17 protein-coding genes and 1 tRNA gene are annotated in these 13,088 nt (G+C 67.6%); 10 read left to right on the top strand and 8 right to left on the bottom strand.

Going from position 1 to position 13,088, the window contains the following annotated elements; genetic code table 11:
• Positions 1–207: 207 nt before the first annotated feature.
• From ACYVP9_RS12245 to ACYVP9_RS12225, 5 genes are all read left to right on the top strand, one after another.
• A complete protein-coding gene (locus ACYVP9_RS12245; RefSeq protein WP_460605148.1) occupies positions 208–1,116 on the top strand; it encodes a DUF3105 domain-containing protein in 909 nt (302 codons plus the stop codon).
• Entirely contained in the window at positions 1,113–1,796 is a 684-nt protein-coding gene (locus tag ACYVP9_RS12240) for a DUF305 domain-containing protein (protein ID WP_460605147.1), read from the top strand. Before ACYVP9_RS12245 ends, ACYVP9_RS12240 begins: the two co-directional genes overlap by 4 nt.
• 43 nt (positions 1,797–1,839) lie before the next feature.
• Positions 1,840–1,911: transfer RNA gene (locus tag ACYVP9_RS12235), tRNA-Arg, on the top strand.
• A 285-nt stretch (positions 1,912–2,196) separates the two neighbouring features.
• A complete protein-coding gene (locus tag ACYVP9_RS12230; RefSeq protein WP_460605146.1) occupies positions 2,197–2,436 on the top strand; it encodes a hypothetical protein in 240 nt (79 codons plus the stop codon).
• A gap of 139 nt (positions 2,437–2,575) precedes the next feature.
• Positions 2,576–2,761 (top strand): hypothetical protein, encoded by a 186-nt coding sequence (locus tag ACYVP9_RS12225; RefSeq protein WP_460605145.1) that lies wholly within the window; start codon positions 2,576–2,578, stop codon positions 2,759–2,761.
• A 57-nt stretch (positions 2,762–2,818) separates the two neighbouring features.
• Here the strand turns inward: ACYVP9_RS12225 and ACYVP9_RS12220 are convergent, their stop codons facing one another.
• The 7 genes from ACYVP9_RS12220 to ACYVP9_RS12190 all read right to left on the bottom strand — a co-directional run bounded on the left by ACYVP9_RS12220 (position 2,819) and on the right by ACYVP9_RS12190 (position 8,142).
• Positions 2,819–3,085, bottom strand: a complete 267-nt coding sequence (locus tag ACYVP9_RS12220) for a hypothetical protein (protein WP_460605144.1) — start codon at positions 3,083–3,085, stop codon at positions 2,819–2,821.
• A gap of 287 nt (positions 3,086–3,372) precedes the next feature.
• Positions 3,373–3,924: a hypothetical protein gene (locus ACYVP9_RS12215; RefSeq protein WP_460605142.1), complete on the bottom strand. Its 552-nt coding sequence runs from the start codon at positions 3,922–3,924 to the stop codon at positions 3,373–3,375.
• A gap of 9 nt (positions 3,925–3,933) precedes the next feature.
• Entirely contained in the window at positions 3,934–4,554 is a 621-nt protein-coding gene (locus ACYVP9_RS12210) for a DUF4145 domain-containing protein (RefSeq protein ID WP_460605141.1), read from the bottom strand.
• Positions 4,555–4,785: 231 nt separating this feature from the next.
• Complete coding sequence (locus tag ACYVP9_RS12205) at positions 4,786–5,367, bottom strand: Cap15 family cyclic dinucleotide receptor domain-containing protein (RefSeq protein WP_460605140.1); 582 nt, start codon at positions 5,365–5,367, stop codon at positions 4,786–4,788.
• A 47-nt stretch (positions 5,368–5,414) separates the two neighbouring features.
• Positions 5,415–6,317: a nucleotidyltransferase domain-containing protein gene (locus ACYVP9_RS12200; RefSeq protein ID WP_460605139.1), complete on the bottom strand. Its 903-nt coding sequence runs from the start codon at positions 6,315–6,317 to the stop codon at positions 5,415–5,417.
• Positions 6,318–6,421: 104 nt separating this feature from the next.
• Entirely contained in the window at positions 6,422–7,387 is a 966-nt protein-coding gene (locus tag ACYVP9_RS12195; RefSeq protein ID WP_460605523.1) for an IS481 family transposase, read from the bottom strand.
• A 167-nt stretch (positions 7,388–7,554) separates the two neighbouring features.
• A complete protein-coding gene (locus ACYVP9_RS12190) occupies positions 7,555–8,142 on the bottom strand; it encodes a TetR/AcrR family transcriptional regulator (protein WP_460605137.1) in 588 nt (195 codons plus the stop codon).
• Between the two features lie 157 nt (positions 8,143–8,299).
• Here ACYVP9_RS12190 and ACYVP9_RS12185 point away from each other — a divergent pair, with 157 nt between their 5' ends.
• Genes ACYVP9_RS12185 through ACYVP9_RS12175 form a run of 3 tightly spaced genes read left to right on the top strand, consistent with a single transcriptional unit; the run spans position 8,300 to position 10,692 of the window.
• Complete coding sequence (locus ACYVP9_RS12185) at positions 8,300–9,097, top strand: alpha/beta hydrolase (RefSeq protein WP_460605136.1); 798 nt, start codon at positions 8,300–8,302, stop codon at positions 9,095–9,097.
• A gap of 1 nt (position 9,098) precedes the next feature.
• The gene (locus ACYVP9_RS12180; RefSeq protein WP_460605135.1) at positions 9,099–9,884 is read left to right on the top strand and encodes an SDR family NAD(P)-dependent oxidoreductase; all 786 of its coding nucleotides are present in this window, start codon (positions 9,099–9,101) and stop codon (positions 9,882–9,884) included.
• Between the two features lie 55 nt (positions 9,885–9,939).
• Entirely contained in the window at positions 9,940–10,692 is a 753-nt protein-coding gene (locus ACYVP9_RS12175) for a hypothetical protein (RefSeq protein WP_460605134.1), read from the top strand.
• 18 nt (positions 10,693–10,710) lie between these two features.
• On the opposite strand, the gene ACYVP9_RS12170 is transcribed toward ACYVP9_RS12175, so the two are convergent.
• Complete coding sequence (locus ACYVP9_RS12170; RefSeq protein ID WP_460605133.1) at positions 10,711–11,316, bottom strand: TetR/AcrR family transcriptional regulator; 606 nt, start codon at positions 11,314–11,316, stop codon at positions 10,711–10,713.
• Between the two features lie 92 nt (positions 11,317–11,408).
• On the opposite strand from ACYVP9_RS12170, the gene ACYVP9_RS12165 reads away from it, so the two are divergent.
• Both ACYVP9_RS12165 and ACYVP9_RS12160 read left to right on the top strand, forming a co-directional pair.
• Entirely contained in the window at positions 11,409–12,140 is a 732-nt protein-coding gene (locus ACYVP9_RS12165) for an SDR family oxidoreductase (protein WP_460605522.1), read from the top strand.
• A 51-nt stretch (positions 12,141–12,191) separates the two neighbouring features.
• The gene (locus ACYVP9_RS12160) at positions 12,192–13,088 is read left to right on the top strand and encodes an NAD-dependent epimerase/dehydratase family protein (protein ID WP_460605132.1); all 897 of its coding nucleotides are present in this window, start codon (positions 12,192–12,194) and stop codon (positions 13,086–13,088) included.

Genomic DNA, 13,088 nt, shown 5'->3' with positions numbered 1-13,088 from the left:
GCCGTTTCGCACCGCGGGTGATCGGCGGACCGCCCGCGCACCGGCGGCTCCCAGCTCGCCACAGCGCCACCTCATACCGGCTGCACCTACACTCGGAGGTCGGCCCCGCACCGTTCGTGCGTCTCGAGCCCCTTTCAGGCGCCGCGGGCGACGCAGGCGGCCGGTCACCCCCGGGTGGCGTCCAGAGCCCCGTACAGAAGGCGAACCATGGCCGAGCGCAAGTCCAGCCCGTCGGGCAAGTCCGGGGGCAGCACCCGCCCCGCGAACCGGTCCCGGCAGGGTGGTGGCGGCGCCAAGAGCGGCCCGTCCAAGCCCGGCTCCTCGCGCGGCGTCGACACCTCGAAGCGTCCGGCCGGTTCCGGCTCGAAGCCCGCCGCCAAGAGTGCGGCGAAGCCGGCCGCCGCCGGGGGCCGTCCGCCGAACCGCAAGAAGCCCAAGTCGATCGTCAACCAGAAGCAGACTCCCTGGGGCCTGATCGCCACCACCATCGCGGTCGTGCTGTTCGCGGCGGCCGTCGTCGTCGTCGTGATCGCGACGCGCCCGGGGTCGGACGACTTCGACGGCACCTCGGCCGGAGGCCAGCCGGTGGACACGTCCGACCCGTACCGCCAGCCGGAGCTGGCGGCCGCCGCGGCCATCAAGGGCGTGACCTACCGGGTGCAGGGCAACCACAACCACGAGCAGGGGACGATCAAGTACGACACCACTCCCCCGACCGGTGGTGACCACAACGCCTACTGGGCCGACTGCGCCGGCACCGTCTACGGCAAGGCGATCGCCAACGAGAACGCCGTGCACATGCTCGAGCACGGCGCCATCTGGATCACCTACAACGCGAACCAGGTCAAGGGCGCGCAGCTGGCGAAGCTGAAGAGCTACGTGGCGGGCAAGGACCGCATGGCGATGTCGCCGTACCCGGGCCTGAAGACGCCGATCTCGCTGCAGGCGTGGGGCTACCAGCTGAAGGTGTCGAGCGCGAGCGACCCGCGCATCGCGCAGTTCATCAAGGTGCTCGACAACAACCAGAAGACGACGCCCGAGTACGGCGCCACCTGCTCGCAACCCACTTTCAAGGACAAGCCGAGCTCGTTCGGAGACCCGAAGGACGGACCGTGACGCTCACCGAGGACCGCGAGATCACCGAGGACGGCGGGCAGCCGGCGTCCGCGCCGAACGGCCTGCGCCGGGTGCTGATCGTCGTCATCGCGGTCGCGGCCCTGGTCATCGCCGCCGGAGGCGGGTGGCTGCTGCGCGGCACCGACTCGTCGTCGTCGACCGACCCCAATGCCGTCGACGTCGGGTTCGCGCAGGACATGACGACCCACCACGTGCAGGCCGTGACCATGGCCGGCATCGAGCGCGACGGCACCAGCAACAGCACGCTGCGCATCCTCGCAACCGACATGGAGACCGGGCAGCAGTTCCAGGTCGGCCAGATGGCCGGCTGGCTGCAGAACTGGGGCAAGGGCCGCACGAACGAGAACCAGATGGGCTGGATGGGTCACGACCACATGTCCATGGGGTCGGACGGTCTGATGCCCGGCATGGCGACCGCCGCGCAGATGGACAAGCTGGTCAAGCTCAAGGGCAAGGCGCTGGACATCCTCTTCCTGCAGCTGATGATCCACCACCACCAGGGCGGGCTGCCCATGGCGCGGTATGCGGTGGAGCACGCCTCGCAGCGGTACGTGCGTGATCTCGCGCAGTCGATGATCAGCGCGCAGTCGTCCGAGATCGTCTACATGGAGCAGCTGCTGCGCCAGCTCGGCGGCACTCCGCTGCCGCCGCCTGCCTGACGGTCGACCCCGGACGGGCCGCTGCTAGGCTCGTTCAGGTTTGGCCCCCGTAGCTCAGGGGATAGAGCACCGCCCTCCGGAGGCGGTGGCGCAGGTTCGAATCCTGCCGGGGGCACCCAGGTCCTGATCGGCCGGCACCATTCACGCGCAGCGCGAAGGTGTCGGCCGACTGCTTTTGCGAAGGTGGCCGCCGGCCCGCGCCAAGTAGACCTCGACGTGGGACTAGTGCAGTCCTGCTAAGCCAGCGCGGTCTTCCCTGCGCTGCATAACGCCGATTCTGTGCGGAAGGCGGTGCTTCTGGATGGGGGACTGCGTCAGGCTCGGGAAGCACCAAGCGCATCAGGACCGCCGAGGCCGACAGTGGGGCAACATCTGCGACGTCCCGGCGTAGCGTCCACGCATGACCAACGACGACCAGCCCGGCTACTCCGGCCAGCACCTCATGCAGGGCGCCAGCGCCGCGATCGACCGACGCCCGGACTTCGCCAACCGCATTCGCGAACTGATCCGCAGCATCTCGAACCGAGAAAATATTGGGGGCGACGACCCGGCCGTGCAGGAGCTGCTCAAGCTGATCGAGGACGCTGGCGTGCCACCCGTTCCGCTGCTCAACAACAAGGGCGAGGCGCCCCAGTCGTAGGTCCCGACCGCGGGCGGTGACTTGCGCCGCGACGAAACTACTTTCATGGGCATGGCGGGCGTCTGCCCGGAACCCAAAGGTGAAGCCCTCACTGACTGCGAATCGGCCCGGGGTTTCGTCGTTCCCGGGGGGGTGGATCGTGGCCGACCCGACACGCGCCGAAGGGGCCGTGTTCCACCGCTACTGGACCACCGGCAGGGGCCGCGGACGGTGGAACACCTGGACCGAGCTATACCACCACCTCGCGAAGCACATGCCGCCCGAGAAGGCGAAGCGCACGGCGGCGCAGTGGTTCCAGGACGTGAAGGGCTACTTGGCCGGGTGACGACCGCAACCGGGTCGCCGACGGGAAGCCGCCGCGCGGGAAGTTCGTTGGCGGCGGCTAGCTCTGCGTGCTGTTCCGCTCGGGCAAGCCAGCCTCAGAGCGGATCTTGTCGATCGCCGGCCACACGCCCTCGTGGCTGCGGTCCAGCTTGTTGAAATCGGCCTTCGCGACAGTCCGCTGGCCGAGAGCTCGCAGCTCGTCGGTCAGGTTGACGTCGACGTTCCTGATGCGCTCCTCGATGTCTGCGTGCCATCGGTTGTGCAAAGCGCGATCGACCAACGCAGCGCCGCACTGTTCGCATGTCGTCATTTCTGGCTCACCCATCGGGGGAACGTACCGCCGCCGCTCGACGGTAGGGAGGGTGGAAAAGATGAGCGAACCGATCGCAACGCCGCCGGAGCACGCCAGACCCGTCGAGAAGGACCGGCTCACGAAGTCCGCGCTGGGGAAGGCGCTGTCCGCGCTCGGCCTCAACGACCTCGGCGGCCGGCTCGAGTCCGTCGTCATCGCCCCTAGTGAGGGGTTCGTCGACGTTCACACCCGCAACGAGGACAACACGACCACCACGAAGCGGCTGACGATCGGGAACCTGACAGCCGGTGACCCCGGAACTACTTCCGCTCGGAAGCGCCCTGCGGGTCGCCGTTGTCTACGCGGACCCAGTCAGTGCCGGCACCATCCCGCCATCGCAAGATCAGCTTGATGTCCTGCGTTCGCAGCTGACTGATCGTGACAGTCGTGCCTGCGCCGACGAGCTTGGCGTTACCGACGCGCGTCTTCGCGTTGCCACCGAACACGTACCCGTACCAGCCGTTGTCCTCAGGAGCTTTCCACCTCCACCGCATCGGATCGGGATGCGCCGTGCTCGTGTAGAAGTCGACGTTGAGCTGCACGTTCGTGATGGCCTGGTCGGACCCGTTCGCGACTTCAAAACCGGGTACGTCGAACACCCTGACAGCGCCCGCTCGAATGGAGTCCGCGACGGGAACGAACTCGACAACGACCTGCCGCGCCCGCTCGAGCTGCGCTCGGTTGCGGGTGCGCCGATCCTGCACGATCGCGCGCACGCCGAGTGCCGCAGCGACGATCCCGGTTGCGGCCGACACGATCACGCCGATCGTCTGAATCAGCAGCTGATGGTCGTAGTAGTCAGCGGGCGGCACGCGAGGTTCCTACGGCGCCGGCGGCGGCGCAAACTGTTGCGCGAGATGCTCCATCTCGTACACGTTGCGCAGCAGGTGTTGAGTCAGAAGCACGATGCCCTCCGCCTGCTTCTTGGTTGTGGCAGGAAGTTCGTGCACCGCCGAGTTGCCGCGCTTACGAATGATGTCGACCCACGGCTTCATGGGCGGAGTCACGAACCCGTTCTTCTCGAGGTAGGAGACGTAAGCGGCGAAGTTGTCGCCTGTCTTCGCTCCTTTGTCGACTGCGACGTGCATCAAGATCTTGCGGCAGATCATCTCGCAGCCGGACCATGAATTCACGCTGGTGCAACGCCGAGCCTCCATATAGGCGTCGTACGTGTCGGCCGGAACTCCGCTGATGTCATCGCCGAAAGCTACCGCCGGGTATTGCCTGCCGTCACTGACTACTGAGGCGTGGCGGCAGTTCGAGCAGCGAAACCAGACCTCGCCCCCAAGGGTCGACGGATTTGGTCCGTCGTGGGCGATGACGGCCGCCGGGACGCTGGTTCCGCAATGTCCGCACACCAATGAGAGCCAGGCAGAGTCAAAGCTCGTGCTGAACGTCCCGTCTGACGGGCCGTGACTGATGCCGCCGTGTGCTGTGGCCATCGCAGCATCCTCGCACCATCCCGGGCCAGGTGCCCGGCACGCCGCACCTGGCCAGGCGCCTGCGGCACCGCCCCAAGCACAGCGAGGTCCGCCGTGCCCCCATCGAAGCACGCGCACGCTCTGTCGGACGCTCAGAGCAGGCGCCGTCCAGCCGCAGATCGATGTGCTTCCAATCGCCGCACTCCGCGTTAATCTCCGTTGCGAAGGCTGACGCGGGTCCGTGCCCGCCGACTATGAGCCAGCAACGTGTGTTTGAATGGATGTGAAGTCACCCAAACCCGTCTGGCGATCGACGAAAGCCAAGGTTATGTCGCCTTTGGTGTATCGATCGGTGAAGTACTCCCCGGCCATCGTCATCGGACGCAGCCCTACAACATCAAGTGACGACGTGCCCAGATGCGGTCGACTTCGAGACTCGAGCTGTTGCTTCGGCCGGTTGCCGTACATGAAGATCAGCCGGTACTCGCCACCCGACTCGGCCCACACCGAGGCAATCGACTCGCTTCGACTTTCGGCGGTGTACTGGCGAACGGATGTAAACCAGAACGACTGTTTGATGATCACGTAAGCCTCAACTGGCCCGCGGTTACCGCCAGTAGGGATGTGACTGGCCGAAGTCGGCGAGAGTGTGGCCCTCCAAGTTCCCGCCACCCAGGGTCGCTTTGACAGCCGCTGAATCCCCGGCAGGTGCCAGGCGTACCCGTCCCACAACGCGAGTGCCAACGTCGCAAGGGTGGGCAGATAACCGACGGCCTTGCGCCAGCCGTCTTGGAGGTGAACGCCGCTCAGATACAAGACCACGGCATACGCCACGCCGACGAGCGTCGCCGTGAGCCGCACGGTGTTAGCAGGTCTGGCCATTAGTAGTCCAAGTAGCGCCAGGTCTCGAGCACGACTTCCTTCGCGTCGGCTCGTGACCACTTCTGCCCACCACGCAGGACGTACTTGAGCTGGTTAGGCTCCGTCCAATTCTCCCAACCTCCATCGTCCTTGAGCCCTTGCCAAAGTTCCACGAGCGTGGCGCGGAAACCGTTGTCTAGCGTGCCGGATTTCAGCGTCCAGTCACTTACATTCCAGACCAGGCATTCCATGAGATACGAAGGCTTCGCCGAGATCGTTCCGGCTATTGCCAGTAAATTTTCCGCGTTCTTCAGGGCTCGGACGTAATTCTTGTACCGCGAACCTGTGCGCTGGTTCTTAGCGCGGCCGTTTGTGAGCTGCTGGTCCGGCCAATTGACAATCTTGGCTCCAGAGGTCGGGAACACGCAGCTTCCTCGATGCGAGACGGTGCGATACGGATCGTCGTATCGGAAGTAGTCGAAGCTAGGAACGACGTCGATGCTGGGCCGGCTTCCCGGCACAGCCGATATGGCAAGAGCGACCGTGCCGGACGTAACGTTCGATCTTCCGAAGGCGTTGTTGATAGCGGCAGTCACTTCTGCGCGAAACTTGGAGGGCGTCCAGTCGCCTTCGTACGGCGTCAACGTCGGGGTTGCAGCCCGTACCCCGGGCAGGAAATCGTAGTAAGCGCAGTCCTGACACTCGACGACAATGTCGACGTCGCTGTCCCGCCGAACGTTCGTGTTATTGGCGTAAGACCCCTTCGCGTACACGTACAGATTGGCGCCGCTGAGGGGCGCGTGTGCCTTCACAGCATCAGTAACCATCCGCTTCGCCCGGTCCTGCTGCGTTTGCTCGTCCGCGCTGGACGGCCGAATCCATTGTGAAAGCAGCCGCGCCCGATCTGTGGTCGTCAAGGTCATCCGCGTCCCCCCGTCGTCGAGCTAGAACTTAGCCGCAGGGTCTGACACTTCGAGGCCGTTCGGTCTCGCCGCACGGACTAGCTGTCGTGACCTGACACGTTGTGTCAGGCGGCGAGCCGGCTGATGGGTGGTCGGCCGCCGAGGGCGGAGTGGCCGCGTCGAGTGGTGTAGTAGCGCAGGAAGCGGTCAAGACCGCGGCGGCGGAGCTGGTTGCTGGTCCAGGGGCGGGCGTAGGCCCACTCTTGGAGCAGGGTGCGGTTGAAGCGTTCGGCTTTGCCGTTGGTCCAGGGGCAGCCGGGTTTGGTGAAGCGCCGTCGCAGCTGCCAGGCGGTGCAGACCGCGCCCCATTCGGTGCCGTGGCGATAGACGAGGGCGTTGTCGGTGAGCACGCGGACGACGGTGATGCCGTGGGCGGCGAACCAGGCCAGCGCGCGGTGCAGGAATCCGGCGGCGGTGGCGTCTTTCTCGTCGTTGTGGATCTCGGAGTAGGCCAGGCGGGTGTGGTCGTCGATGGCGGTGTGGACGAAGTCGTATCCGATCTTGACCCGCTTGTGTTTGTGGGCGACGGTCGCCTCGCGACAGTGCAACCGCCATCCGCCGCCGGTCGGGATCTTGCCGAGTTTCTTGACGTCGACGTGGGTCATCGCCCCCGGTGTGGGGTGTTCGTAGCGGTTCTCGCTGCGCCGTGACGCCCGAACCCGCGCGCCGGTGATGGGGTCGATCGCGGCCAGGTGCGCAACCCGGTGCCGGGCCAGAATCCGGCCGACGGTGGAGGCGTTCAGGCCCAGCTCGGCGCCCAGCACGACCGCGCCCCGCTGGCGGCGGCGACGGGCGGCCAGCACCCGCTGTTCGAGACGTTTCGGGGTGCGCCCAGGCATTCGATGCGGTCGCGACGAGCGATCGGCCAGCGCCGCTTGGCCGCCCTCGGCGAAGCGACGCACCCACTTGTGCACCGTCGCCCGCGAGACGCCGAGCCCTTCGGCGACATGAGCCGGCGGCCAACCGGCCGCGACACGCTCCACCATCAGACGACGGGCATGAACGGTGGTGCGGGCATTAGCGTGAACCATCGAGGACCTCCTGCGGGTTGATGCCAGACACATCCACTCCGCCAGGAGGTCCTCCCACGTTCAAGCAGGCACGCCGTCAACAACGTCCCGGGTCACGACAACTAGCCGCGCATAACGACGGATATCGAGCGCTGCTGAAAGCGCGGGACATCCTCCTGGTCGCGCCGTCAGGCCGGGTTCGGCAGCCCGTCGTCGATCAGCCGGTTCCAGCAGTCGAGAAAGTGAGCGTTCAGCTCGTCGTCCTGATCGAGAGCACCGGACACGACCGCGCCAGTGCGCACCATCATGAGCTGCTGGGCCGTGGCGCGCGGGCTGCGGTGTCCGAGTTGCGTCAACAGCTGTTCGAGTCTCTCGACGATCCACGCCCGGATCTCCCCCGCTTCGACGCGCGCCGGGTGTCCACCCGTGAACTCCGCGGAGGCGTTGATGAAGGGGCAACCGCGTCGCACACCGGCGAAGTTGTCCTCGGTGAGCGCGGTCGCGAGTTCGGACAGCACGCGCCGAGGGTCGTCGGGCAGGGCAGCCATGCGGCCCTCGACCTGCTCGCGGTCGGCACGCGCCCGCCGCTGCAGGTAGGCCTTGATTAGGTCGTCCTTGGACGGGAAGTGCCGGTACAGGGTCACCAGCGTGACGCCGGCGTCCGCGACGATGCGGTTGATGCCGACGGCGTGGATGCCCTCGTCGTAGAACAACCGGTCGGCGCTGGTGAGAATGCGCTCCCGCGCGGCGGACGGTCGGCGTTCTGAACCTGACATCCGGTGCCCGACACCCCTTCGATCGTCACGTGGCTGGCGTCGGCTCTTGCCACGGCGCCTGGCTGCCCCTAGCTTACCGATTCAGTAGGTAGAGCGATCTATCTACATTCGGACGCGGCGCGACAGATGCTCCGCGCACTCGCCCAGGGAGCAGCGCATGACCGCACGACCGCCCATCGTCTTCATCCACGGCTTGTGGCTGCACAGCACGTCGTGGCAGCCGTGGCTCGACCTGTTCGGCGGCGCCGGGTTCGACGTGAGCGCGCCCGGCTGGCCGGGCGTTCCCGAGACCGTGTCGCACGCTCGCGCGAACCCCGAGGCCATCGCCGACCACGGCATCCAGGAGGTCGTCGACCACTACGCCGGCGTGATCGCCGCGCTGCCCACCAAGCCGATCGTCATCGGACACTCGTTCGGCGGCATGATCGCGCAGCGCCTGCTCGGCGACGACCTGGCGGCCGCTGCCGTGGCCATCGACGCCGCCCAGATCAAGGGCGTGCTCCCGCTCCCCCTCTCGGCGCTGCGCGCCACGTTGCCCGTCTTCAAGAACCCCGGCAACAGGCACCACGCGGTGTCTCTCACCGCAGACCAGTTCCGCTTCGCGTTCGGCAATGCGATCCCGGCCGAGGAGTCGGACGAGCTGTTCGAGCGCTGGGCGATCCCGGCGCCCGGCAAGCCGCTGTTCGAGGCGGCGGCGGCGAACTTCAACCCGCACTCCCCCGCGAAGGTGAACACCGGGAACCAGAGCCGAGGACCCCTGCTGCTCGTCATGGGCGGCAAGGACCACACGGTGCCCGAGGCGGTCACCCGAGCGACCCTCAAGCAGTACCGCCACACCGAGGCCGTCACGGACCTGCTGGAGTTCGAGGACCGAGGGCACTCGCTCACCATCGACCACGGCTGGCGCGACGTCGCCGCAGCGAGCCTCGCGTGGCTCGAGAAGCAGGGTTTCTGACATGGACCTTCACCTGTCCGGCAAGGTCGCAGTGGTCACCGGCGCGAGCAAGGGCATCGGGTTGGCGATCACGCGGTCGTTGGTCGACGAGGGAGTGTCCGTCGTCGCGGGCGCGCTGACCGGCAGCGCCGAACTCGACGCGCTCGCCGCCGGCGGGAAGGTCGCGTCCGTGGCGGTCGACCTCACCACGCCGTCGGGTCCGGACGACCTGATCCGCCACGCGATCGAGACGTTCGGCGCCGTCGACATCCTGGTCAACAACGTCGGAGCGGTGCGTCCGCGGTTGGACGGGTTCCTTGCTCTGACCGACGAGGACTGGGACTGGGGGCTGACGATCAACTTCATGGCGGCCGTCCGCACCATGCGGGCCGCACTGCCGCACCTCACCACACGTCCCGGCGCCGCCATCGTCACGATCAGCTCGGTCAATGCCTTCCTGCCCGACCCGGGCGTGATCGACTACAGCGCGGCGAAGGGCGCCCTCACCAACCTCTGCAAGTCGCTGTCGAAGGAGTTCGGCTCCACGGTCCGCGTCAACACCGTCAGCCCCGGCCCCGTCGCGACCGATCTCTGGCTGGCGGACGACGGCGTGGCCGCCGCCGTCGCTCGCGCCACCGGCACCGATGCGGACGCTGTCGCCGAACGGCAAGCGGCACAGGCCGCCACGGGACGCTTCACCTATCCGCACGAGATCGCCGATCTCGTGCTCATGCTGGCCAGCGACCGCAGCGCCAACGTCACCGGCAGCGATTTCGTCATCGACGGCGGCCTGATCACGACACTCTGACGAGACGTGCTGCCGCGGGGACGGGGTTGTCTGCAGGGTGATCTAGTTTGGCGGCATGGCGCCAGGACTGACCGACGAGCAGATAGCGCAACTGCGTGACGAGGTGAGCGCGGGCAAGTCGCCGCGGGTGCGCATCGCCGGCCCGCAGTTCGACACCGGCGCCGTCCGCTCCGTGGGCGACCCGGCGGTCGACGGCAACGACTACGTGACCGTGCGGGTCAAGGTCGACGGCGTGACGGACGACCTGCGCTTCGCACCCCGCGAACTGTCGCGCGGCAAGGACGCTCCGGCGAAGCGAGCGTCCAAGAAGACGCCGGCTCGTGCCGGTGCGACACCCGCGCGACGGCGCGAGACGGCGCCGGTCACGCGCGCGACGCCGGAGCCGGCCGCTGCCGCGCGTCCGGCCAGGCCCCGGCGCAAAGCCGCCGCTGCCCCCGCTGCGCCCGCTGCCCCGGCGCCCGCTGCTCCCGCTGCTTCCGCGGCGCGCCGACCGACCGCGTCCGAGACGACTGCGAAGCGCGGTGGGCGCAAGACGGCTCCCGGCGCCTCGGTCACGATCACGCTCAAGTCGGCCGGCACCTCGTGGACGGTGAGCGCGCAGCGCGGGGCCAAGTCGGTCGCCAAGAACGTCGACGTCAACCCCGGCGTCGTGTCGGCGGTCGCCGGCCTGCTGCAGGTGCCCTCGCTCGACGAGGCGGTGGCTGCCGTCAACGACGCCGCGCGCGTCGAGGCCGAGGCCCGGGCCGAGCAACTGCGCGCCGAGCTGGCCCGCATCGAGTCCGTCCTCGACAGCCACCGCCTGCCCTGACCACGACGCCGGCGGGTCTCACAGCCTGCTTCCGCGCGCGAGAGCTTCGCTCGCCTGTCGCGCACGATCGGCGACCGCCACCGTGCTGTGCCGGGCCTGATCGAGAAAGCCGTCGCGGTTCAGCGTGCTGAATCCCTGGGCCATTGCGAGGTGGGCCTCGATGAGACTCAGTCCTTCGGCGGAGCCGACGCCGGTCGCCGCGTCGGCCAGTTCTCGCAGCAGGCCGATCAGTTCACGACCTGCCTCGGCGAGTTGGCGATCCTGCAGGTGCCGCAATGCCGGAGCGAACACGAGCTCCAGGCCGGCGCCCCGCTCGCTGACGAACGTCACGTAGACGGCGGCGGTGACAGCGAAGCGCTTCACCGGGTCGGGCCCGGCCGCGTCGACCGCGGAGCGCATCGCTGCCGTGAGTTCTCGAGCGGCCTGCTCCGCGACCCGCGCCAACAACTGGCTGCGGTCGGAGAAGTGTCGATACGGAGCAGCCGTGCTGACGCCGAGTCGGCGAGCCAACGCCGCCACCGAGAACCCTGCAAGACCCGTCTCGCGCAGCAGCCCGAACGACTGCTCGATGAGCGCCGAGCGCAGGTCGCCGTGGTGGTACGGCGCGGACGGTCTGTCGGGCATCGTCACACCCTCGTGGGTTCTGCGAGTGATAGGCCTCTTACACTACTGAGTGATAGGCCACTTACATTGACGAGAGTGGGAAGACGAAGACCATCGACGGCAAAGTTGTCGCCATCACCAGCGCGAGCAGTGGCATCGGTGCCGCCGCCGCGCGACTGCTGGCGGACAAGGGGGCCGCCGTCAGCATCGGCGCCCGCCGGACCGACCGGTTGGACGCGCTCGCGAGCGAGATCCGGCAGCGTGGGGGTCGGGCGCTCACATGCCGACTCGACGTGACGCAGCGGCTCGATGTCGAGAAATTCGTCGACGACACCGTCCGCGAGTTCGGGCGTATGGACGTGCTGGTGAGCAACGCGGGCCTCGCGCGGATCAGCCCCATGAGCGCGCTGGACCTCGATGGCTGGACCTCGATGATCGACGTGAACCTGCGCGGGGTCCTGCACGGGATCGCCGCAGCGCTGCCGGTATTCCATCGACAGGGCGAGGGGCACCTGGTCACCACCGTGTCGACATCGGGTTTGAAAATCGTACCGACTCAAGCCGCCTACGCGGCCACGAAGAACGCCGTCCGCACCGCTCTGGAAGCATTGCGGCAGGAATCGACCGACGGCACGGTGCGGACGACATCCATCTCACCTGGTTACGTACGCACCGAGATCGCGGACCACATCGACGACGAGCAGGTGCGCGAGCAGGCCCGGCTCAACGCCGAGAGAGTCGCGATCCCGGCCGAGAGCGTGGCCGCTGCGATCGCATTCGCCATCGACCAACCGCACGACGTCGAGATCGGCGACATCACCATTCGACCGACCGTCCAGAGCTGACGTCGCCGAGCCCACTGCGCGAACACCTGCACTGACGGGTAGGACTGGCGCATGCGCATCTTCTTCACCGGCGGCAGCGGCAAGGCCGGCAAGTACGTCGCCCCGTACCTCGCCGAGCAGGGTCACCAGGTCACCAACGCCGACCTCGTCCCCCTGAAGCATCCGGACGTCCAGGACCTGCGGATCGACCTGACCGACGCCGGCGAGGTGTACTCGGCGATGGCGGGGCTGGCGACGCAGGCGGAATTGGACCTGCCCGAGCAGCCGAGCTACGACGCGGTGGTGCACTTCGCGGCGGTGCCGGCGATCCTGCTGACGTCCGATGCCAAGACGTACGCCACGAACACCGTCAGCACGTTCAACGTGCTCGAGGCGGCGACCCGGCTGGGCGTCCGCAAGGTGATCTTCGCGTCGTCGGAGACGACGTACGGCATCTGCTTCGCCCAGGGCGAGCGCAGGCCGCTGTACCTGCCGGTCGACGAGGAGCACCCGACGGTGCCCGAGGACGCGTACGCGACCTCGAAGGTCTCCAACGAGGTCACGGCGCGGTCGTTCCAGGCGCGCACCGGGTTCGACATCTACGGCCTGCGCATCAACAACGTGATCGAGCCGCACGAGTACGCCGAGAAGTTCCCCGCGTTCCTCGAGGACCCGGCGCTGCGGCGGCGCAACGTGTTCGCCTACATCGACGTCCGCGACCTCGGGCAGATGACGCAGCGCTGCCTCGAGACCGACGGCCTCGGCTACGAGGTCTTCAACGTCGCCAACGCCGACATGTCGGTGGCGGCGACGACCGACGAGATCCGCGAGCGGTTCTACGACGGCATCGAGGTCCGCAAGGAGCTGGGCCGCGACGAGACCTTCTACTCGATCGACAAGGCGCGCGAGATGGTCGGTTTCGACCCGCAGCACTCGTGGCGTGACGTCCTGGACGACCCCAACCGGTAG

This window comes from Jatrophihabitans fulvus (assembly GCF_054781375.1).
This window is presented reverse-complemented; position numbering and strand designations above follow the sequence as displayed.

Excerpts from the sequence above, each read along its gene's own strand:
- ACYVP9_RS12245 (WP_460605148.1), top strand. The coding sequence starts at position 208 with ATGGCCGAGCGCAAGTCCAGCCCGTCGGGCAAGTCCGGGGGCAGCACC.
- ACYVP9_RS12230 (WP_460605146.1), top strand. The coding sequence starts at position 2,197 with ATGACCAACGACGACCAGCCCGGCTACTCCGGCCAGCACCTCATGCAG.
- ACYVP9_RS12220 (WP_460605144.1), bottom strand. The coding sequence starts at position 3,085 with ATGGGTGAGCCAGAAATGACGACATGCGAACAGTGCGGCGCTGCGTTG.
- ACYVP9_RS12210 (WP_460605141.1), bottom strand. The coding sequence starts at position 4,554 with ATGGCCACAGCACACGGCGGCATCAGTCACGGCCCGTCAGACGGGACG.
- ACYVP9_RS12200 (WP_460605139.1), bottom strand. The coding sequence starts at position 6,317 with ATGACCTTGACGACCACAGATCGGGCGCGGCTGCTTTCACAATGGATT.
- ACYVP9_RS12195 (WP_460605523.1), bottom strand. The coding sequence starts at position 7,387 with ATGGTTCACGCTAATGCCCGCACCACCGTTCATGCCCGTCGTCTGATG.
- ACYVP9_RS12190 (WP_460605137.1), bottom strand. The coding sequence starts at position 8,142 with ATGTCAGGTTCAGAACGCCGACCGTCCGCCGCGCGGGAGCGCATTCTC.
- ACYVP9_RS12185 (WP_460605136.1), top strand. The coding sequence starts at position 8,300 with ATGACCGCACGACCGCCCATCGTCTTCATCCACGGCTTGTGGCTGCAC.
- ACYVP9_RS12180 (WP_460605135.1), top strand. The coding sequence starts at position 9,099 with ATGGACCTTCACCTGTCCGGCAAGGTCGCAGTGGTCACCGGCGCGAGC.
- ACYVP9_RS12175 (WP_460605134.1), top strand. The coding sequence starts at position 9,940 with ATGGCGCCAGGACTGACCGACGAGCAGATAGCGCAACTGCGTGACGAG.
- ACYVP9_RS12170 (WP_460605133.1), bottom strand. The coding sequence starts at position 11,316 with ATGCCCGACAGACCGTCCGCGCCGTACCACCACGGCGACCTGCGCTCG.
- ACYVP9_RS12160 (WP_460605132.1), top strand. The coding sequence starts at position 12,192 with ATGCGCATCTTCTTCACCGGCGGCAGCGGCAAGGCCGGCAAGTACGTC.